21 protein-coding genes are annotated in these 21,498 nt (G+C 52.8%); 8 read left to right on the top strand and 13 right to left on the bottom strand.

Annotation, left to right across the window (positions count from 1 at the left end; all coding sequences use genetic code 11):
• Positions 1 to 77: 77 nt before the first annotated feature.
• From IMCC3135_RS30055 to IMCC3135_RS30025, 7 genes are all read left to right on the top strand, one after another.
• Positions 78 to 1,340, top strand: coding sequence for a glutamate-5-semialdehyde dehydrogenase (locus IMCC3135_RS30055; RefSeq protein WP_088920943.1), 1,263 nt, complete (start codon positions 78 to 80; stop codon positions 1,338 to 1,340).
• Positions 1,333 to 2,010, top strand: coding sequence for a nicotinate-nucleotide adenylyltransferase (nadD, locus tag IMCC3135_RS30050; protein WP_157736368.1), 678 nt, complete (start codon positions 1,333 to 1,335; stop codon positions 2,008 to 2,010). Before IMCC3135_RS30055 ends, nadD begins: the two co-directional genes overlap by 8 nt.
• Positions 2,011 to 2,073: 63 nt before the next feature.
• Positions 2,074 to 2,463 carry a ribosome silencing factor gene (gene rsfS / locus IMCC3135_RS30045; protein ID WP_088920941.1) on the top strand — a complete coding sequence of 130 codons (390 nt, stop codon included), beginning with the start codon at positions 2,074 to 2,076 and terminating at the stop codon, positions 2,461 to 2,463.
• Positions 2,464 to 2,505: 42 nt separating this feature from the next.
• Complete coding sequence (gene rlmH, locus IMCC3135_RS30040) at positions 2,506 to 2,967, top strand: 23S rRNA (pseudouridine(1915)-N(3))-methyltransferase RlmH (RefSeq protein WP_088920940.1); 462 nt, start codon at positions 2,506 to 2,508, stop codon at positions 2,965 to 2,967.
• A 44-nt stretch (positions 2,968 to 3,011) separates the two neighbouring features.
• Positions 3,012 to 3,656 (top strand): Maf family protein, encoded by a 645-nt coding sequence (locus IMCC3135_RS30035; protein WP_088920939.1) that lies wholly within the window; start codon positions 3,012 to 3,014, stop codon positions 3,654 to 3,656.
• 44 nt (positions 3,657 to 3,700) lie between these two features.
• The gene (gene rng, locus IMCC3135_RS30030; RefSeq protein ID WP_088920938.1) at positions 3,701 to 5,152 is read left to right on the top strand and encodes a ribonuclease G; all 1,452 of its coding nucleotides are present in this window, start codon (positions 3,701 to 3,703) and stop codon (positions 5,150 to 5,152) included.
• Positions 5,153 to 5,193: 41 nt separating this feature from the next.
• The gene (locus tag IMCC3135_RS30025; protein WP_088920937.1) at positions 5,194 to 9,192 is read left to right on the top strand and encodes a YhdP family protein; all 3,999 of its coding nucleotides are present in this window, start codon (positions 5,194 to 5,196) and stop codon (positions 9,190 to 9,192) included.
• A gap of 65 nt (positions 9,193 to 9,257) precedes the next feature.
• Here the strand turns inward: IMCC3135_RS30025 and IMCC3135_RS30020 are convergent, their stop codons facing one another.
• From IMCC3135_RS30020 to IMCC3135_RS29960, 13 genes are all read right to left on the bottom strand, one after another.
• Complete coding sequence (locus tag IMCC3135_RS30020; protein ID WP_088920936.1) at positions 9,258 to 9,695, bottom strand: GFA family protein; 438 nt, start codon at positions 9,693 to 9,695, stop codon at positions 9,258 to 9,260.
• 175 nt (positions 9,696 to 9,870) lie between these two features.
• A complete protein-coding gene (locus IMCC3135_RS30015; protein WP_088922165.1) occupies positions 9,871 to 11,358 on the bottom strand; it encodes a cryptochrome/photolyase family protein in 1,488 nt (495 codons plus the stop codon).
• Positions 11,359 to 11,454: 96 nt separating this feature from the next.
• Positions 11,455 to 11,847 (bottom strand): response regulator, encoded by a 393-nt coding sequence (locus IMCC3135_RS30010; RefSeq protein ID WP_088920935.1) that lies wholly within the window; start codon positions 11,845 to 11,847, stop codon positions 11,455 to 11,457.
• Between the two features lie 21 nt (positions 11,848 to 11,868).
• Positions 11,869 to 12,483: an ATP-binding protein gene (locus IMCC3135_RS30005; RefSeq protein WP_088920934.1), complete on the bottom strand. Its 615-nt coding sequence runs from the start codon at positions 12,481 to 12,483 to the stop codon at positions 11,869 to 11,871.
• 2 nt (positions 12,484 to 12,485) lie between these two features.
• Complete coding sequence (locus tag IMCC3135_RS30000; RefSeq protein WP_088920933.1) at positions 12,486 to 14,255, bottom strand: PAS domain S-box protein; 1,770 nt, start codon at positions 14,253 to 14,255, stop codon at positions 12,486 to 12,488.
• 19 nt (positions 14,256 to 14,274) lie between these two features.
• Positions 14,275 to 14,535, bottom strand: a complete 261-nt coding sequence (locus IMCC3135_RS29995) for a hypothetical protein (protein WP_236994694.1) — start codon at positions 14,533 to 14,535, stop codon at positions 14,275 to 14,277.
• A 14-nt stretch (positions 14,536 to 14,549) separates the two neighbouring features.
• Complete coding sequence (locus tag IMCC3135_RS29990; RefSeq protein ID WP_088920931.1) at positions 14,550 to 14,792, bottom strand: helix-turn-helix domain-containing protein; 243 nt, start codon at positions 14,790 to 14,792, stop codon at positions 14,550 to 14,552.
• A 166-nt stretch (positions 14,793 to 14,958) separates the two neighbouring features.
• Positions 14,959 to 16,299 carry an IS1380 family transposase gene (locus tag IMCC3135_RS29985; RefSeq protein ID WP_088917058.1) on the bottom strand — a complete coding sequence of 447 codons (1,341 nt, stop codon included), beginning with the start codon at positions 16,297 to 16,299 and terminating at the stop codon, positions 14,959 to 14,961.
• Positions 16,300 to 16,399: 100 nt separating this feature from the next.
• On the bottom strand, positions 16,400 to 17,278 hold the full coding sequence (locus IMCC3135_RS29980; RefSeq protein WP_088920930.1) for a dioxygenase family protein: 879 nt from the start codon (positions 17,276 to 17,278) through the stop codon (positions 16,400 to 16,402).
• Between the two features lie 10 nt (positions 17,279 to 17,288).
• A complete protein-coding gene (locus tag IMCC3135_RS29975) occupies positions 17,289 to 18,599 on the bottom strand; it encodes a TRAP transporter large permease (protein WP_088920929.1) in 1,311 nt (436 codons plus the stop codon).
• 5 nt (positions 18,600 to 18,604) lie between these two features.
• Positions 18,605 to 19,165, bottom strand: coding sequence for a TRAP transporter small permease subunit (locus tag IMCC3135_RS29970; RefSeq protein WP_088920928.1), 561 nt, complete (start codon positions 19,163 to 19,165; stop codon positions 18,605 to 18,607).
• 47 nt (positions 19,166 to 19,212) lie between these two features.
• The gene (locus tag IMCC3135_RS29965) at positions 19,213 to 20,289 is read right to left on the bottom strand and encodes a C4-dicarboxylate TRAP transporter substrate-binding protein (RefSeq protein ID WP_088920927.1); all 1,077 of its coding nucleotides are present in this window, start codon (positions 20,287 to 20,289) and stop codon (positions 19,213 to 19,215) included.
• Positions 20,290 to 20,341: 52 nt separating this feature from the next.
• Complete coding sequence (locus IMCC3135_RS29960) at positions 20,342 to 21,007, bottom strand: malonic semialdehyde reductase (protein ID WP_236994693.1); 666 nt, start codon at positions 21,005 to 21,007, stop codon at positions 20,342 to 20,344.
• Positions 21,008 to 21,113: 106 nt separating this feature from the next.
• Between IMCC3135_RS29960 and IMCC3135_RS29955 the strand changes: the two genes are divergently transcribed.
• Entirely contained in the window at positions 21,114 to 21,494 is a 381-nt protein-coding gene (locus IMCC3135_RS29955; RefSeq protein WP_088920925.1) for a YciI family protein, read from the top strand.
• The last annotated feature ends 4 nt before the right edge of the window (positions 21,495 to 21,498 follow it).

Here is a 21,498-nt window from a genome sequence, read left to right as displayed (position 1 = left end):
TTGATGATGGTCGAAGTGTACGTGGCATAGCCGCGGTTGAGTAGGAGCGAAAAACGGTGACATTGGAAGACAAGGACATGACGAGTCAGGTACTAGCCGACGTAAACGCCATGGGCAAGGCTGCCAGAGGCGCCGCTGCAGTGCTGTCGGTTGCTGATACCGGACAAAAGAATCTGGCGTTACTGGCCATGGCTGATGCCATTGATGCAGCCGCGTCAATACTGTTGGCTGCCAATGCCAAGGATCTGGCGGCCGCCAGGGTCAAGGGCATCGATGCCGCCTTGCTGGATCGGCTGGAACTGACGCCGGCCAGGATCAGCGGCATGTCTGAGGGACTGCGCAGCGTCGCTGCACAGGCGGATCCGATCGGGGCTTTGTCGGCAACTGATCGTCGTCCGTCCGGGCTGGAAATCGCTCGCATGCGTGTGCCTCTGGGTGTTATTGGTGTTATTTACGAATCTCGCCCCAATGTCACTGCTGATGCAGCTGGCCTGTGTATCAAATCCGGCAATGTGGTCATTCTGCGTGGGGGCTCGGAGGCGTTCAACTCCAATCAGGCCGTTGCCGAGTGTGTGCGTCAGGGATTACAAAAGGCGGGCTTGCCGGAAGCGGCGGTGCAACTGGTGGCAACCACTGATCGGGCGGCGGTTGGGGCTTTGCTGGCAATGGATGAATATCTGGATGTCATTATTCCGCGAGGCGGCAAGGGGCTGGTCAAACGCATCAGTGAAGAGGCGCGAGTGCCGGTTATCAAGCATCTGGACGGTATCTGCCATGTCTTCATCGACGCTGGTGCCGATCTGGCTCGGGCGGTCGAGGTGGCGTTGAACGCCAAGACTTATCGTTACGGCATCTGCGGTTCGATGGAAACCTTGTTGCTGCATGGGGATGAGGCAGAGCGGGTATTGCCCATGCTGGTAGATGCCTTTGCTGCGAAAGAGGTCGAGCTACGGGGCTGTGAGCGAACACTTGCCCTTGTTCCTGGCATGGTGGCTGCGACTGAGGCTGACTGGGATACAGAGTATCTGGGGCCGATTCTCTCGATTCGTGTTGTTGACGACATGGATGCGGCCATGCAGCATATCGCTCGTCATGGTTCAGCTCATACCGATGCCATCGTGACCAATGATATCGGGCGCGCCCGTCGGTTTGTCCGACAGGTGGATTCCGCCTCGGTCATGGTCAATGCCGCGACCTGTTTTGCAGACGGAGCCGAATACGGTCTGGGTGCAGAGATCGGCATCAGCACCAACCGCATGCATGTCCGTGGTCCGGTCGGGGTGCTGGGTCTGACGACCGAAAAATATGTGGTTAACGGGGACTACACGACTCGTGGCTAGCGAATCAGCTGTCGACGGTAGCCGTTCTGGCGCCCATACCCGGGTCGGTCTGTTTGGCGGTACCTTCGATCCCGTTCATTACGGCCATTTGCGCCCGGCCGTTGAAATGGCAGAGCAATACCAGCTATCCAAGCTCTATCTGCTGCCCAATCACCGGCCTGTGCATCGTGGTCCGACCGCGGCGACGACCGATTGTCGTATCGACATGCTGAAAATAGCACTGCAGGATGCACCGCGGCTGCAAGTTGATACGCGCGAGGCCTTGCGAGACAAACCCAGTTACACCTTCGACACCTTGTGTGAAATCCATGCCGAGCAGCCAGAGGCCACTCTGTTGTTTTTCATGGGTATGGACGCCTTCGCAGCGTTTGATACCTGGCATGACTGGGAGGGTATTCTGAATCTGGCTAATCTGGTGATCGTCGGCCGACCGGAGGCTGAGCATTCAGACTTCTCGGCCCGCCTGGTGGCGCGTCAGCAAGAGCGTTGCGGGCACAAGATCGAAAGCGGGGGCGCGGGAGTCATCGAATTGTGTGAGGTAACGCAGATGGCTATCTCGGCCACAGACGTCAGACGTCGCATTGCCAACGAACAAACTGTGCGTTTTTTGCTCCCAGAGCAGGTACTGGAGTATATTGGGCGGAATAATTTGTATCGCAAAAGTCAATAGTCAGTGCCAGGTCCCTTTTCAGGGTACAAACGAGCACCGACGGGAGCAGTAAACGTTCTGAGCATGAATAGTCAAGCCGTCATCGATATGTCCGTACAGGTCCTCGAAGACATGAAAGGGATCGATCTGACCGTGATCGATATTGTGGGAAAATCAAGCATCGCTGACGCGATGATCGTGGTAACGGGTACGTCCCAAAGACACGTGCGTTCAATGGCAGAAACCGTACGTCTGGCCGCCAAGGAAGCTAACCATCCGCCACTGGGTGTCGAAGGTGGGGATTCCAGCGATTGGGTGCTGGTTGATCTGGGTGACGTCATTGTGCATGTCATGACTGAAGAGAAGCGTGACTTCTACTCTCTGGAGAAGCTGTGGTCTGTCGGTCCTGATACTCAACAGCATGCAGCGGACGATGAGGACACTGATTCATCCAATGTGGCAGGTTCGCACTAGAGCCTCTGTCTGTTTAGCCCAGCATCAATCTGATTTGAGCCAGTGCAGATAAGCGTCTATGCCGTCGGTCGTAAAATGCCAGCCTGGGTGAACCAGGCGTCGGCAGATTACATCAAGCGTATGCCTCGGCGCTGGCAATTCGAAGTACGTGAATTTGCCCAGTCACAGGGTGACAGCAGTGATGTGATCATGGCGCGCGAGGCTGATATGTTGCTCGCCGCCATTCCGGATAAGGCGCATGTGATAGCGCTGGACAATCGCGGCGCTGCCTGGTCTACAGAGCAGGTTGCCGGGCAACTCGAGCGTTGGCAGGAGCTAGGCAAGTCTCTGGTGGTGCTGATTGGGGGCGCGGATGGATTACATCCACGCTGCCGCGAGCGGGCTGATCAGATGTGGAGTCTGTCGCCACTGACGTTTCCTCATCCGCTGGTTCGCGTCGTGTTGGCAGAGCAGTTGTATCGGGCACAGACTCTGCTGGATAATCATCCCTACCACCGGGCCTGATCAACAAGGTTTCTGCCCGGTATCGCCTGTGCCGAAGTCGAGTCATGATCGCTTTCCACGATACCCAGTTCATTCTTGCATCCGCCTCGCCGCGGCGCCAGCAATTACTCCGACAGCTTGGCTTCGATCCGGTTTGCATGCCGGTCGATATAGACGAGCAGGCCTTCGAAGGTGAGACTCCCGCTGCACTGGTTACACGGCTGGCGTGTCAGAAGGCAGAACGGTGTCTGCAACTGGGGTTCCAAAAGGATAAGCCAGCTTCTGGTAATGGCGTGGTAGTGTTGGGCGCCGATACGGTCATAGACTTGGATGGGGAGATTCTTGGCAAGCCACAGTGCAAATCTGATGGCTTGAGCATGCTCCAGCGACTGGCCGATCGTGAGCACTCGGTATTGACGGGTGTTTGTGTGTTGCGAGCCGATTTCAAGAGTGTCGGTTCAGCTCCAGAGAAAAACCAGATCTGCATCGCGACCCAGCTTCGATTCGGTCCTGTCAGCAAGGCGCAGGCCAATGCCTATTGGCAGAGCGGCGAACCGGTCGACAAGGCTGGTGGCTATGCAATTCAGGGATTGGGGGCACAATTTGTCGCCTACCTGTCTGGCAGCTACAGTAATGTAGTGGGATTGCCGTTGTACGAAACGAATCACCTGTTGACACAGGCAGGCTTGTCAGCGAATTACCCTGCGTAACGGACTCAGCTATTTCCGGATGAGTCACACAGATACTTCCCAACATGACTGAAGAATTGCTGATCAATGTGACCCCTCAGGAGACGCGTGTCGCAACGGTTGAGAACGGCATGCTCACTGAAATATGGATCGAGCGTGCCCAGAAAATCGGTCGTGTGGGTACGATCTTCCAGGGTACCGTCAAGCGTGTGTTGCCTGGTATGGAGGCGGCCTTTGTGGATATCGGTCTGGAGAAGGCAGCCTTTCTGCACGTATCGGATGTGCAGGCGGCAAACGCTAATCAGGCAGAGCCTTCCATTGCGAGGCTGTTACATGAAGGCCAGACACTGGCGGTACAGGTCACCAAGGATCCGCTGGGAACCAAGGGGGCGCGTGTCACCAGCAAATTGACTGTTCCCAGTCGGTATCTGGTCATGATGCCCTACGAGGACAATATCGGTGTGTCAGTGCGTATCGATAATGAGGCCGAGCGAGAACGGTTGCGCAGCAATATAGAGTTGCTGCGCGGAGAATCCAAAAGCAATGGTTACATTGTAAGAACAGCCGCCGAGGGAGCTGAGACGGAGGCGTTACAGGCCGATATGGAATATCTGGCCAAGGCCTGGAAAGGCGTTCAGGAAAGGCGCAAATCCAGCAAGCCAGGTGCCGTGATCTTTCGTGACTTGCCTCTGGTACAGCGCATGATGCGCGATCTGAATCGCGGAAATATCGAACGAATCCGGATAGATTCACGAGAAACCTATGCGCAATGTGTGACTTTTTGCAACGAATACGTGCCTGAGTTAGAGACTTGCCTGGAACATTATCCGGGTGAGCGACCCATTTTTGATCTGCACGGGGTTGAAGATGAGATCGACAAGGCACTGAACAAGCGGGTTTCACTCAAATCTGGTGGTCATCTTGTCATTGATCAGACCGAATCAATGACGACGATCGATGTCAACACCGGTGGCTTTGTCGGAAAGCACAACCTTGAAGAAACCATCTTCAAGACTAACCTTGAAGCAGCACAGGCTATTGCCAGACAACTGCGCTTGCGTAACCTGGGTGGCATCATCATTATCGATTTTATCGATATGACGATTCTGGAGCACCGTCGACAGGTGCTCAGGGCGTTGGAAAAAGCCCTGGAACGCGACCACGCTCGCACCCAGGTCAACGAGGTGTCGCCTTTGGGCCTGGTTGAAATGACTCGCAAGCGTACACGCGAGTCACTAGAGCAGGTGTTGTGCTCGGAATGTTCGGTTTGTGATGGTCGCGGTATGCAGAAAACACTGGAGACAGTGGGATTTGAAATTGCGAGAGAGATTATTCGTCAAGTCAGGCAGTTCGATATCGTTTCGGTAACTGTCCTGGCATCCAGTGAGATCGTGGAATGGTTTACGGAAGAGCGCTCGGACGATCTGGCAGAGCTTCAGGATTTCGCAGGAGTCCCGATTCGACTGCAGGCAGAACAATATTACACTCGTGAACATTACGACGTCGTCCTACAGTAGCCAGAGCCTTTCACACTCATGTTGACGGGTAGCACTCAATCATGATCATTCACGCGGCGCGTCATACTTTTCGGGTATGCCTGTTCATTGTGGGCGTGATGGTGATCCTGTTGGCGCTGTTCACCGCGGTCGCACGACTCGGTTTGCCGATGGTGGCCAACTACAAGGGAACCATCGAAGCTGGCGTCAGCGACTACCTGAAGAGTCCGGTCGATATCGGCGAGCTCTCTTTCAGCTGGGAAGGCGCTGGCCCTTTGTTGCATGCAAAGAATGTCGCCGTGCTTGAAACACCCGATCGCAAGGTGACCCTGAACGATCTGCTGATCGACATGAATCTGGCCAAATCTCTGCTGCGTGGTGTGCCGATCATCAACGAGCTGACGTTGATGGGAGCCAGTCTTGCCATTGAAGCCGATGCCGATGGCCAGTTTCGCCTGCATGGGATGGAATCGGTTCGCACAGGTGGTGTTGCGACTGCTGACTCTTCCCAGAAAGTGGGGCCGGGTGTCGACGTGCTTGCCTGGCTACTCAACGCCAGAAAAGTCGGCTTGCTGGATACCCAGTTGACCTTGATTGACACCCGTGCCGGGCGAACGCTGGTCGTAGAGGATTTGAATATCCGGGCCGAAAACGTCGGCGATATACACCAGCTGCGCATAGAGCTGAAGTTGCCTGGCGAGTTGGGAGGTTCACTGGAGGCGGGTATTGATCTGATTGGGGATGCCGACGACATTGCGCAGTCCGATGGAAAGTTGTATCTGCGAGCCAATCAACTCCAGGTCAAGACACTGTCTGAAATACCGGGCCTGGCACAGCTACTGAATCTCAAGCGTAACGCGGTGGCTCATCTGGATACCGCGGTGTCGCTGGAAATGTGGGGACAATGGGAGGACGGACGGCTGGTGTCGGCGAATGGACCGATAAGCACCGGTGCGATAACGGACACCGATAGCGGCGATGTTCTACTGCAGGGCATGAGTGCCATGCTTGGTTTGTCGGTGCAGGAAGACAAGACGATACTCAACGCTGGCGATTTGACTCTGAATGCTGATGATGGTGAATCGCGCATCGATGAACTGTCGCTCTCCTGGCAGCGCAAGGATCCGGACAGCTCGCTGGACTGGGAGCTGGATGCTCGTGATGCGCAGCTATCTCTGAAGGCACTCACTGGACTGCCAGCCAGTATATTGTCGCGTCTGAATCCTGAGAGTGAGGGCGTGCTGAAACAAGCACAGCCCAGTGGCTGGTTGCGGGATCTGGATTTCAATATCACTCAACAGGGCGGTGTTCCCAATCTGAGTGCGCATGCGGATATCGATCAGCTGACGATAGCTCCGGTCGGTGATTTTCCGGGATTCAGCTCTATCAACGGACGTATGGATATCGTTGAGCTGGAGGGCGAGTTGAGCTTGACTGGCGATACCATGAGTTTGTCGTGGCCCGGCTTTTTCGATGACTCTGTCGAGCTGGACACGCTTGATGCGGCTGTGACTTTCGATGCACGCAACAGTCAGCATGTACTGCTGGAGGCTGATATCGGATTATTGGACGATGGTATCGAGACATCTACTCGCCTTAAAGCCACTCTGGTGCCTGGTCAGTCACCGCATCTGGATGCTCAGAGTCAATATTCTGCGACAGACATCAACGCAATCAAGCAATGGTTGCCACGTCGAAAACTGGGAGAAAGTCTGTCTGCGTGGTTCGATACCTCGATTCTGGGCGGGGCTGCGAAAAACGGCTCACTTCTGTTTTTTGGCAATATCTCTGAATTTCCCTTTAATGAAAGTGAAGGGGTATTTCATTCAAGTGTGGATCTGAGTGAGGGGCGTCTATCGTTCTTGCCGGACTGGCCGGAAGTCGCGAATTTGAATGGCAAGCTGGATCTGGATAGTCTTCAGCTGACCGCCAGTGCGCAAATGTCGCGATTGGGCAAATTCGACATCACGCAATCTGCCGTGCGAATCAACAATCTGCTGAAGCCTGTATTGCAGATAGAGACCACGGGGCGAGGCAATTTGCAGGACATCATTGAATTTGGTAATACCGGACCACTGCAAAGTATTCTTGAGCCCGTATTCACAGAGGTCTCCGGTACCGGCAAGGCCGATATGGACCTGGCGTTGTCAGTGCCGCTGCATCAGAGTGATGAGCCGATAGACGTCAGCAATCCGGAGGCCTTGCCTCTGACGCTCGACGGCTCTGTTTTCTTTCGAGACAATACAATCAATCTTGGCCTCGCTGATATGAGCCTGAAGAAGGTCAATGGCGCTGTCAAGTTTGATCATGAAGGCAACATTACTATCAATGGTCTTCGTGCTCGGGCACTGGATCGTGCCGTGATCGTGAGGGCAAGAACCGAGGGCCAGGGAATTGATGCGACGACGCGTATTGGTATTACCGGAGCTCTGCAAGGCAACGAGGCGCTGGCACACTATGGTAGCTCGCTGGATCAGTTCCTGCGAGGGGCGTCTTCATGGGACATCGAACTGAGTGCACCGCATTCAGCTGATCGTCTTGCACAGGAAGGTGTCACAATGGAATTACAAAGTGACCTGGTAGGCACCGAGTTGTTGTTGCCGGTGCCGTTTCACAAGAGCAGCGGCAAGGCTGTCGATTTTAAATTGAGTACCGCCTTCATAGACGGTGGCGAGTCGCAGGTCTGGGATGTTCACTACGACAACCAGCTGCATGTCAACGCGCTGACCACGGCCGAGGAACTGGAATCCTTGCTGATTCATATTGGCGAAGGTTCGTTGCCAGAAGCATGGATTGATCAGCGGGAACCAGGTATTCGCCTGCAGGGAAGCGCCAGAACTGTTGCCATGGATGCCTGGGTTGATACCCTATCCACGTTCATTGAATCAATACCTGAGGGTGAAGATGGGCCATCAATCATCATGCCGATGCTGGGCGAACTGGATATAGAGTCTCTGCAGGTAGGTGAGCGATTACTGGGCCCTGCTACCTTGCGAGTAAGTTCTGATGAAACCTATGTCAATGCGCAGATCGATAATCCATCGGTCAGTGGTCTTGTGCAGTACCCAAGGGAGCACTGGACAAAAGAAATAGAAATGAAGGCTGAGATCGAGCATCTGGACAGCTCGCTGATCACGGCGCTGATGTCCAGAGTGAGCGAGGAGACAGTCATTGATCGAACCGAGGAGCTTGATCCTCGTCGTCTGCCGCCCGTTGATGCGAAAATCAGCAGGCTGACACATGATGGCTATACCTTGCGTGATCTTGTCATCAGAGCGCAGCCTGATGTGAGCGGTTTGAATATCACAACGCTCGGTTTTGCCTATCAGACCATGCGTCTGGTGGGGCAGGGTTACTGGCGCGTGAAAGATCCTCAGAACGTTAATCCGAAGCTTGCCGGTGAACAGATTTCTCAGCTCAACATGGTGTTGCAGGCTGACGACTTCGGCGAAGGGCTGACGTATATTGGTATGGACGACAAGATTTCGGATGGAGAAGGTGACATTGAGGTCTATTTGTCATGGCCGGGGCCCTTGTATAGTCCCGAATTGGTGGAGCTCAGTGGCAGCATAAAAATGTTGATCGAACGAGGCAGCATTATTCCTTTAGAGCCTGGCGGAGGGAAAATGGTAGGTCTGTTCGCGCTCCAGGCACTGCCTCGACGTCTGGAACTGGACTTCAAGGATGTCACGGCTGACGGGCTTGCATTTGAGCGAATCACCGGCGATATCGCTATCGACAAGGGCGTGGCCAATGCTGCATTGGTACAGCTCACCGGTCCGATAGGTGTAGTGGATATCTCTGGACAGTCGGATATCATCAATCAGGAATTTGATCAGCGCATTACCGTTCTACCTCGCATCAGTGCAGCTCTACCGCTTATTGGTCTCATCTCGGCAGGTGCCACTGGCGGGGTTGGGGCACTGGTGGCAACCGGTTTTCTCAAGGCTATCGGCATTGATTTTGACAGGCTTGGCCTGATGGATTACAGCTTGACGGGCAAGTGGGACGATCCAACATTCGAGTCGGTAGAATCCGATTACTGGCGTAAGGGATCGTGAAACGAAACAAAGGCCCATGCCCGTAACCGGACATGAGCCTGTTCAAGCTGAGTCAGAGTGCTGCCTCAGGCAGAGGCTGGCCACACAAAGTCAGGTCGTAGTCCTTCATGCACCGGACGACCGTCATCGGGCCGGGGTTCACCTGTCGCCGGATCATAGAATGCATGATAGGAGGCAGCCAGATTCTCTGATGTGTATCCCATCAGGTTCGGCACGATGACGCGAATACGGCTTTCCTTGTCATCCAGCATGATGGGTGTGCCACAGCTTCCACAGGTACATAATTCCAGTGGCCCATCAGGGTTGTTAGCGTTGAATGGCTGGCGCTTCAGATTCTCGGGGTGATCAACCACTACATCGCCATGGTTGAAAAATACAACATGGGTGCTGTCCTGGCCTGTAACGTTTTTGCAAACTGAGCAATGGCAGGTGTGATTATCGATAGGGTCGTTGTCGGAATGTGTATGGATGTGATCGCATCCGCCGGTATATTTGTGGGACATGGTTTACTCCAGTGTGGTTTACAGCACCTGCGAGTGTACTCACAGGAACCACGCTGACTGTATGGGCTTCTTGTACCACTGATGAAAAGTGCGTTGTCACTCAGGCAGTCATCCAACATGCCTCTATTGCCATTGTGTCTGTGTCATTTGTGCCTGTCCGGCAAGGCAGACCGGCTTACATCGATTCGAGATACGCTTCTGCGCAATTCAGGTGATTCTGTCGTTTCTCAGCGTCCATCTTTTCTGCGGCACGGCACATCATCGCCCAGCGTGGATTGCCACTCAATGCCTTGCGCTGTTTCCAGATCCACCGCCAGTAGAGGCCATCCCAGATATCGCACCAGTCACCACGCTGATAATTACTCATCTTCAACACGTAGTTTGAGCCGGAAAAATAGGGCTTGGTGGTGATCAAGCCACCATCAGCATTCTGGCTCATGGCATAGACGTTGGGTACCATGACCCAGTCATAGGCATCAATGAACATTTCCATGAACCAACGGTAGATTTCATCCGGATCCACCTCACACAGAAAAAGAAAACCGCCGAGTAGCATGAGTCGTTCAATGTGATGACAATAACCGGTCTCCAGAACTCGCCCGATACAGTCGTCAATCGGTGCGATACCCGTTTCTGCCGTGTAGAAACCATCGGGTAGAGGATTGTGATGTTGCCAGTGATTTGTGGTGCGCATGCGAACACCCAGATCATCGTAGGTGGCGCGCATGAATTCGCGCCAGCCGATCAATTGCCTGATAAAACCCTCCACGCTGTTCAGCGGGATCTTGTATTCCTTCTGTGCCGCCAGCGCCGTATCCAGAACTTGCTGTGGTGTCAGCAGTCCGGTGTTGAGCATGGGAGTGAGAACCGAATGATGCAAAAAACTCTGTCCATGAACCATGGCATCTTCAAAGGGGCCAAATTTGGCAAAGCGCTCTGCACAGAATCGATCAAGCCAATCGGCGGCCTCTTCGTGCGTCGTGGGATACAGCCAGTCATGCAGATGACCACGGGCATCGGGAATGAGTTTGTCGGCCTGGTCGCAGGCGCGTCTGATTCGGGCTGTTCTCTGTTTGACTGGTAGCGGTTGAATCAATTTTATTTCTGCGGTGGGCATTTTCTTGCGATTGTCTTCATCGAAGCTCCATTGCCCACCGGCAGGCTTGCCATCTTCCATCAGTACATCGAATCTGCGTCTTTGCCACTGGTAAAAGTCTGCCATGAACCATCGTTTGCGCCCGCTACGAAAATCCTGGTTCTCTTCGGGTGTGTTGAGAAAGGCGGGAGTCGGCAGAATCACCAGCTCGATCTGTGATTTTGCACAGGATCGGTGCAAGCGCTTGTTCAGTTCGAAATCGTGAACATCGACTACTCGCAGGCAATCACATCCGTTTTCTGCAAGACGCACCATCAGCGTGTCTAGCAGTGAGGACTTGCCGGTATAGGCAATTCGTTCGACCGGGTGTTGTTGCTTCAGCCGCTTTTCATAGGCATCGAGTGTCGCCAGGTGATAGGCAAGTTTCTGGCGGTGGAAGGTGAGTGGGTAACGATCATCACCGAAGAACAGTGATTCTTCAACCAGATAGACCTTTTCGAGGTCGTCACGTATGGCCGGGTGTTGATCAAACAACTGGTGGGGAAAGATGAGGGCTGCGGTTTGCATGTTTGTTACTACGATCTGCTCTACCCATTCGATCACAGATCCGGATCGATTTTGTCTGCCAGTATCCCTGACTGCCTGTGCGTTGACGATCTGGTATCAATCGATTGTTTCAAAAACGTCGTTGATTCTCTGCTGCAACTCAGCAAGGCTGTAGGGTTTTTGAAGTACACGTAGTTCGCCGATATCAAAGTTGCTGGCTTCGGCCATCTGTTCACTGAAACCTGACGTCAAAAGGATATGGCACTGAGGCGCATGATTCTGAACCCATTGAGCTACCTCGAATCCAGACAGACCGCCCTCCATGACGATATCGGTCAGGAGCAGATCAAAAGCAGCGTCATTCTTGAATATTTGTATGGCTGATGGTCCATCATTCGCCTGCACGGTGTCATAACCCAGCGCGTGCAAGCGTTCAACCGTGAGATCCCGGACCATGCGGTTATCCTCAACCACTAGAACTCGGCTGACCCTTTTAGTGGGTTGAGTCATCTCAAGTTCAACGTCAGTCGTTCAGGCGACAGTTTCACAGTCGCTAGGCAAAAAGACACTGATTACAGCTCCATGATCGGTATCTGAATGAATATGCACATCGCCACCTGACTGCCGTGCGAACCCATGAATAGAGGCTAGTCCAAGACCCGAATTGGCTTTCTTGGTAGTAAAAAAAGGCTCAAAAACATGGGCTTTTACCACTTCGTTCATACCGATTCCGGTATCAGAAACTGACAATCGTATGTAGTTCCCCGGGAGTATTCCAAAGGAATTTTCAGCTTCAAGTCCTGTAAAGCTTACGTTCCTTGTTTCAATAGTGACTGTTCCGCCTCTGGGCATGGCGTCGCGTGCATTGATGACAAGGTTGACTACGGTATTCTCGATTTCACTGGAGTCAGAAAGAATGCTCCATAGATCGTCGGCTAGGTCCGAGGACAAAGTAATGTGTTGACCAATGGTTGAGCGCAACAATTCTATGGCAGCGAGAACATGTTTGTTGGCGTTCAGCACCGTCGGTTTCAGCTGTCTTTGCCTGGCGAAACCAAGCAGCCTGCGAGTCAGACGTGCCCCCATTTGAGCAGCAGTGTCAGCCTTGTTGAGATAATCACGATGAATCTCATTCGTGATATCCATCGTCAAGAATTCCAGATTTCCGGTAATGACCTCAGAAGGTTGTTGAAATCGTGTGCGATACCACCTGCAAGCTGACCGACTGCTTCAATTTTTCGTGACCGCTGCGATCGTTCTTCAGTCTCGAGTTTCTCAGTCACATCTCGGTTTATACCGATGTAGTGAGTCAGTTTTCCCTTGGCATTATGAACCGGTGAAAGTGACAGCTCGTTCATGAAGCGCGATCCATTCTTGCGTACGCTATTGAACAACACTTGTACTGACTCACCTTTAGCCTGTGCTGCCTTGACTTCAAGATGGGGAATCTGCTGGCGGTTATTTCTCTGAAATATGCCAGCACCTTGCCCGATCAATTCATCGGCCGAATAACCAGTCATCCTGCATAGTGTCTGGTTCACATAAACCAGTGGATTATTCTCCTTGGTCGCATCAAGGATGGTGACACCGACATCCAACGCCTCGATCGCACGCTCACGCAGCCGAACACTTTCCTCCTGGCGCTGGCGCTCGGTGATATCTTGAACGATGGCTGTGTAAACAGGTGGATCCTGTGCAGCCATATATTGCAGGTGGGTAGAAACCGGATAGGTGCTTCCATCTTTGCGGCGGTGGACCGTTTCAAATACTTGGGTATCAAGCACACCGGCCCTCAGAGGGGCGATCAGCCCGTTCATGTTTTCCTGAGTCAGCCCTTCAACATAATCCCACGGCATGAGCTGTTGGGATTCGTCAAAGCTGTAGCCCAGGTTATTGCGTGCGCTGCGATTGGCATTCATGATCTGAAAGCTATCTGCATCCAGCACATAAATCTCGTTGGTAGAATCTTCTACAATCTGCGCCAGTCGATTACGGCTTGCGCGTGCCTGTTCCCGCTGTTGCCTGGTTTTTGATAATCGAAGTGATCGGTCCTCGGCGAGCAGCCGATCGTCTGCATTGCGTTGAATCCCAACAAAACTGATGAGCTTGCCAGATGAATCCATCACTGGCGATACGGTCAGCTGGTTCCAGAATCCAACACCATCCTTGCGGTAGTTTTTTAGGGTGACAGTACAGGATTTGTGTTCTGCGATCGCGTTGCACAGTTGTGATCGCTTGTCGGGGTCTGTATCTGGCCCCTGTAAAAATCGAGGGTTCTTACCCAGCACTTCCGCTTTGGAATAACCAGTCAGGAGTTCAAAAGCCTGGTTTACATAAGTTATCGGATTGCCGGGTTGATTGGCATCGGTGATCATCACGCCGTCTTGAATAGCTTGTTCGACAATATGATCAATCGCCGTTATTCTGGATTCAAGTCGCTCGTGAAACAGTTCCATAACTGCATTGGACAATTGATCGAGGCCATCTCGTTGTGTGGTAGATAACCGTCGGGGTTTATAATCGATGACACACAAGGTACCCAAAGCAATACCATCGGGTGTTACTAATGGTTTGCCCGCATAGAACCGAATATTTGGTTCGCCCGTCACCAAGTAATTGTTCTTGAAGCGCTCATCCTTGCTGGCATCTTCAACTTCCAAGAGTTTTTCTGGCTCCTGGATAGCATTGTTACAAAAGGAATAATCGCGAGGTGCCTTTATCTCTGGCATGCCCACACAGGGCTTGAGCCACAAGTAGGAAGAGTCAACGAGGCTTATCAGAGCAATGGGTGTTTCACACAGATTTGCTGCAGCTTGAACAATGCTGTTCAAAACTGCATCAGAGGGCATGTCGAGGATACCGTAACGTTCGAGAGCAGCAAGCCGCACTGCCTCGTTCCAGGGTGGTTTTCTTTTCATGAAGCGCCCATTCTGGTCATCAGCTGCCAGGCTTGGCGATCGGGAATGGAGAGACGTTGAACAATCCTTGAATGTTTAGTGCTTGCAAAACGCGGCGACCACCATACTTGAATGTGTACGTACAGTTTAACGAAGCCGTCGACGATTTGTCCAATGCAAAGCCGAACTTCATAACCACCCAGAATCTGTGACCGCATGCCAAGCCAGGGACTGCACTGATTCTTTTTGCAACTTGCAGCTTGCAACCCAGCTCGGTGAATGCTGCATCAACAAAGCCCATGGCTATATTCTTGCCTACTCGATAGCCCCAACCGGCTGAGGTGACGGTACCGACCACTCATTGGCAATCATGCTGTCACCGGGTTGTGCTGGCGCATGTGTGCAGTCCAGTATCAGCGTAATGAAGCGTTGCTGCGACGTGGCAGGTGCCGACATGTTCAGCTTGCTTGCCGCTTCCTGCATCGAGCCTGTTCGAGCAAGCTCGTCAAGCACCTCCAACGCTCTAAGGCTGACAGTTTCACTGATTTTCTGGGTCATTGAAAGAGACTAACCTGAATATTTCATCGGCCTCAAGTAATGCAACTACGTCACCTTGTTGAGCATAAATCAGTGCCGATAGCACCAAAAGTGACTATTTTTTTGAGTTTCGGGTACAGGCCCCCTTTCCCCCATCTCGGCTGGCCAGAGATTTCATAGCCAATGGCTACGCTGCTTCTAGACGTTGCAACGCAATCAGAAAATTCTCTTTTTCTAACGCCGCGCTACTCAGCTTTATCACAATCCGTCGCGTGTTTCTGATCACCACGGCACCGATATGGACCAGGCGCTGGCGCAACGTCCATACCTGGGCCCTGGCCAGTGAGGTTCCTGCCAATCCTTTCTCTCGCACCGTCTGCCATAACACATACCCCAGTGAGGAGAACATCACGCGCAGCTGGTTGCTCCACCAAGCTGTGCAACTTGTACGGTCAGCAAATAGACCCATCTGCAGCTCTTTGTGCCGATTTTCCATGGTCCCACGTTCGCAATAGACCTCGCTATAGAGCTGTTCAGCTTCGCCAACCAGATCCGTGACGATAAAGCGTTGATTGGGTCCTATCTCGTTGTATTCCATTTTGGCAATGACTCGGCGGGGGCGAACCCAGCTACCCGCCTGGTAGTCAATATCCTTGAATACCTTGAGTGCAGGAATATCCACATCCTTGTGCTCGAACCACAGCCAGCAACTGCTCAGTGTCTCCCGGCTGACCTGACACTCGCTCATCAGCACCTTGTTGGTTGTATAACCCACAATATAGCGAACATCATGACGCTCACACCAGCTCAGCAATAGCGGCCGGTAAAAGCCCCCATCGCCACGAAAAACGATGTTCACCTGCGGCCAATGGGCTCGAATGCCTTTAACCAGCAGCGACAGCACCGCTGCCGAATGAGTGGCGTCAGGGCGATTGATGGGGCGTAGGTAACTGACCAACAGCTTCTCTCCACAGTACACGTAGAGCGGCAGAAAGCCATAGCCATCGTAGTGTGTGTTGTATGCCCGACCTTGCTGTTCACCGTGAACACGATCATCAGTGCCATCAAAGTCGAGAATCAAAGACTTGGGAGGCTCATCAAACGAGGCGATGAATCGCTCCAGAATCAATCGATGCATCTCAAACACCGTTTTTCTCGCTTGTACCGTTGAATGCTGAGCGATAGCAGCTTCCATTCGGCAGAGTGTGGGAGCGCTACCCATGGGCTCAAGCACTCCGACCGCACTTTGCAAAGCGGCGTCATGACGCAACTGTTGATGGTCATTCAAATCGGCAAAGCCTGCCGCTATAGCGAAAATACGTTGACGCACAAGCGCATCCCACTGGTGTGTCACGCCACTCTGATCGCGAGGGTCGTGCATAAGCCTGGAAGCCGCCTTGCACAGTCCGAGGCGATCATCGGCTGCCCGCAGCAGTTCAACCCCTCCAATGCCACTGACATCTCCACCGCTGAAATCCAGTTGGATGCTACGTTTTTTCAGCTTGCGTTTGAGGGTACAATTTGACACTGGCGGGGCGCTCCTGTTTTTGATTGTAAAGCTTTGATCGGCCTACAATTTTACAGGTGCTCCGCCAACTCTTGGTGAAATATTCAGGCTAACACTCTGCCTATATGCTGGAGGCTGCAACCAATACGATATCGAATTCCACCAACAGCCACGGCTCCTTGACGGAGCCACTCAGTTCGAATCCCGCTTCAGGAAACGAGCCTGCTGGCTGTGGCAGGTAATGCATGATCAGGTCATCCCGGACTCCGAAGACAGTGTCGTGATTCAGGTATTCGTCATCGGATGGGAACACTTCGGTAACCAGAGAGCGGAAGCCTTCTGCCTCAACAATGTAATGCAAGTGCGAAGGTCTCCAGGGATGACGACCGGTGGCCTTGAGTATGTCTCCGACAGGTCCGTCGGTGGGTACTGTGTAGGGAACTGGCTTGACGGTTGTGAAGCTGTAGTTACCGTCTTTATCGGTAGTGAATTTTGCATGGAAATTTAAATCATCCTGATCCGGATCCTGCGATGAATACATGCCATTGGGTGCGGTCTGCCAGATATCGATCGTGGCACCACTGACTGGCTTGTTATCGACATCCAGGATGCGGCCTTTGACCAGAACCACTTCGCCATCGAATTCACCACGCAAATCACTGCCCAGATCATGAGCCGGTGGGTTTGATACATGAAAGGGCCCTAGCACGCTGGAGCTGGTGCCCACCGCGGGGGAGTGCATCATGTCGACCAGTGAGGAAAGGCCAAGCACATCGGAGAGTAGAACGAACTCGTCGCGCTTGGGGGTCGTGATTCTGCCCGTGGCCCTCAAGAATTCCAGGCCCTGCTGCCATTCGGCGTGGGTGATTCGGGTCTCCCTGGCAAAGTCATGCAGGTGTCTGGCAAGGCTGCTCATGATCTCCAGAACTCGTGGATCAGTGTCTTTGCCAAAGTAGTTGAGAAAAGTATCAGTGATGTTGTCTTCGGTAACGTTTTGCATACGAGTGCCTTTAATGGTTTAGCAGTACAAGACTGATTTCTGGAAAACTGATCAGGACAATCAACATCAGTAGCATTACGAACGCGAACGGTAATGCTCCGAGGAAGACATCTTTCAAGGTGATTCGATCGTCATTGAGTGTTGCCTTTATCACAAAGCAGCTGATGCCCAATGGCGGTGTCAGCAGTCCGATTTCTGCTCCCACCACAGTCACGATGCCGAACCAGACCGGACTCAGGCCCAGTGCTTCGATCAGTGGCAGGAAAAGAGGGACGACAATCAGGATGATGGAGGCGGTATCCAGCAAGGTGCCCAGAAACAGCATCATGCCAACGTAGATCACCATGACAACGGCAAAGGAGAATTGATTGGCAGCAATCCAGGCGGCCAGCTCATTGGGCAGTCCTGCCAGGCCAAGCATGCGGCTGTAGATGGATGCGGCGGTAATCAGAAAGAGAATGGAGGCGGTGATGTGTCCGGTTTCCAGCAAGGCATCCTTGAAACTGGTGAGCGTCATGCGTCGTTGAATCAGGGCGATGAGCAGTCCGAAGAGTGCGCCTGCGGCTCCGGCTTCCACAGGAGTCAGCCAACCGGTGTAAATACCACCCAGAACCAGTAGGACAAGGCTTAAAAGAGGCGCTGTGCGGGTAAAGATCTCTGATGAGGTCAGAGTCTCGGTATCATCGATATGGCGTCCACCGACAAAATCGGGTGCAAATCGCCCAGCTGCCCAGATGGTAACCAGGTAGGCAATGGCCAGCAATACACCAGGCACCACGCCGGCAAGAAACATGTCACCGACCGATTGCTCTGCAACCAGCGAGTAGATGATGAGCATGGCCGAGGGTGGGATGATCATGCCCAATACAGACGAGCCTGCTACGACACCAACAGCAAATCGTGGATTGTAGTCATATTTCAGCATCTGTGGCACCGCCACTGTTGAGAAGACAGAGGCGGAGGCGATTGATGAACCGGTGACGGCGGCAAAGATTGCATTGGCACCGACGGTTGCCATGCCGATGCCACCCGTGATCTTGCTGAATATGGCGTTCATGACTTCGTAGATATCGCGCCCCATACCCGCCTTGGAGACGATCAGCCCCATGAAGGTGAAAAGTGGCACGGTGGCGAAGGTGTACTCCATGACGCTATCGCTCAGCGCAATCTTCAATAGATTGACAGCCAGGTCAAAGTTGTCTCGCATAAACCAGATGGATACGAAAGACACCATGCCCAGTGCGACAGGAATATAGACACCGAGGTAGATAAGAAAGACGATGGCGATAACGGACGCCGTACCGAGTTCAAAGGGGGACATACCAATCAGCTCGCTGAGTCTTCGTTTACATCACCCTTGTTCTGGGCAACGTCAGGTTTGGCGTTTACGATCTTGATGATGAACAACAGAGCGCAAAGAGCGCCACTGGCCAGAATGACAAGTTTGATAGGCCACCATGGAGCAGTAAAAACACCGGGAACACCAAAATAGTCATCTGATTCCCACATCTTCATGAACTCGGGCCAGAGGGCATAGGCCACTAACATCATGAAGACAGCCGCCAGTGCATCCACTGCTCTTTGTAGCCAAAGTGCCAGAGTAGGTTTTACCGTTGCAAGAATTGCCAGAAACCCATCTGAACGAGTGAGGCGGCCAACCCGAACGACATCGGGAAGTTGCAGAAAAACAATGAATACCAGTGTGAACTGAACCACCTCGACTGCACCCATGAAGGGTGCACCGAAGAAGCCTCGTGCAATGACGTCGTAGTTCACAACCATTACCAGTGCCAGAACGGTCAGGGTGCCAACGACATTGGCACCCATGGATATACGTTCGGCAACGAGCGTGATAAAGCGCCATGAAGATGCAAAAATATCACTCATATATCCTCCGTTATCTTTTATGAAAAATGATCAGTTACAGAGGGCGATCAAAGCTCAGAAGCCCAGTCACGAACCGGGGTGAAGCCTGCCGCTTCCAGCTTGTCCATATAGGCTTTGAGCATGTCTGAACCAGGCTTGCCCTTGGCATCCAGCTCTTCGGCCCATTCAACAGCAATGTTGGGCATGGCATCGGCCCAGGCTTTGCGTTGTGCAGGATCCATATCAACGACGGTTCCACCGGCTGCTACGAATTCTTCAATGCTGCTGGCTGCACGATCCATGGCAATATTCGCTACATGATCACGGTAGGCGACAGCGACTTCCTTGAGAACGACTTTGACCTCTTCGGGCAGCTTTTCCCAGTAGTCGGCGTTAACAGTCAGGGTCTTGGAATTGACTGCACCCATGTCTGCTTTAAGCATGAAAGGGGCGACCTCGGCAATCTTGAAGGTACTTGCCGCTTCCGGCCAGAGCATTGCCTGATCGGCAAGGCCTGTTTGCAACATGCTGTAGAAATCAGTCAGTCCACCTCGAACACCGGCAGTGCCTGAAAGGCCTTCCAGATAACGCAGATTCATGCCGGCACCAGCAATCTTGTCACCTTCCATGTCTGCAAGCGCGCTGATAGCCTCTTTGCCAAACAGCTGATAGGTATCCAGAACCACACCGGTAGCCAGGAGTATCTGGTTCTGTTCAGCGAACTCCTCTTGCATTGTTGGGAATTCTACTGCGATCTCATCGATGGCCTTGGCTACAACTCTGGCGTCGGTTGTGATGAAAGGTGTTACCGCTGCCAGGGCCTGACTTGTCAATTTGGATGAATGAAAGATCGTGGTGACAATGCCGATATCGCCCAGGCCCAGCTCTATGCCTTCCAATACACCTTTGGGTTTGACGATCGTGCCTCCATAACTTTCCTGCCAATTCATTTCATAATTGCCTGTTTCGGCCAGACGTTTGTCCACTTCAGGAATGAAGAAATTGCTTAATTCCTGGACCCACATGGCTTTTGCAGGATAGCCGTCGATGACAACGGCCTGGATAGTCTCTGCCGCCATCAAGGGCTGCATAAGGCAAGTGGATAGAGCAACACCAACGGTGCCAACAATCGTATGCATTTTCATGAGGTCAATCTCCTGGCTGAGTTAATCGGATAAAGGCGACTGCTTGAACAAACTAGACAAACGAGCAGGCTTGTTCGAATGAGAATCGAGGCAGACGCTGGAAGATTGCGCTTTCATCGGCATAGCCGAGATTGCACAGGAAGTTGGATCGCAGGGATGTGTCTGCAAAGAACTCTTCGTCGACAATCTGGTTGGAGAATCCGGACATGGCGCCCACATCCAGTCCCAGTGAACGCGCTGCGATCATGAAATAGGCGGCCTGCAAGGATGAGTTGCGAAAGGCTGTGTCATAACAGTGCTGCTCCTTGCCTTTGAAGAATCCACGTCGATCCTCGTGTGGGAAGAGAAAGGGCAGCTCTTTCCAGAAGTCCAGATCGAAGGCAATGATGACGGCGACGGGTGCGCTCATCATCTTGTCGATGTTCTTGTCCTTCAACGACTTGGCCAGACGTGTTCGAGCCTCTTCCGACTTGACAAAAACAAAGCGCGCCGGGCAGGTGTTCATGCTGGTAGGGCCTGCTGCAGTGATGTCATACAGCTCCCGCAGTGTGTCATCGGAGACCTGCCGATCGGTCCAGGCGTAGTGTGATCGTGCGGCTCGCAGAATGACATCAATCGCCACCGGGTCCACCTGTGGCATCCGTGTCCGCAACGCGCGCACGCTTGCTTGAGCAGATTCAGGGGTCGAATGGTTGTTGTGTTCGTTAGGGCTAGACATCGGCTCCTCGATTGGGTGCGTGTGAAAACAAGACTGACGAAATACATTCATTAATAACGATAATATGTGTTATTGTCAATAAAAATCGATATTAAAGGAGAAAAAAATGCCAGCGTGGAATGACTATAAAAAGGCAGCACAAGAGCGTGGATCACTTGCTCTGGAGCTCTATGTTGTCGAGACAACGGCGGTGAAGCCGGAACAATTGGCAGACACCTTGCCTGCACATCTTCAATATCAGCTGGAGCAGGAGCGCAGTGGCGCGCTGGTCTTCGCTGGACCGCTTTCGGACGACACGGGTGAGCAGATGCAAGGCAACGGTCTGATCATCTACCGGGCCGAATCGATGCAGGCCGCCCGTGCCATCGCTGATGCAGACCCCATGCATGCAGCAGGTGTCCGTACCTATACATTGCGCAAGTGGTTGGTAAATGAGGGCAGCTTCCAGCTCAATGTGACCTTGTCAGCTCAGTCGGTTCGAATGTAAGTAG

The sequence above is a fragment of the Granulosicoccus antarcticus IMCC3135 genome, assembly GCF_002215215.1.
GTDB classification, from domain to species: domain Bacteria; phylum Pseudomonadota; class Gammaproteobacteria; order Granulosicoccales; family Granulosicoccaceae; genus Granulosicoccus; species Granulosicoccus antarcticus.
This window is presented reverse-complemented; position numbering and strand designations above follow the sequence as displayed.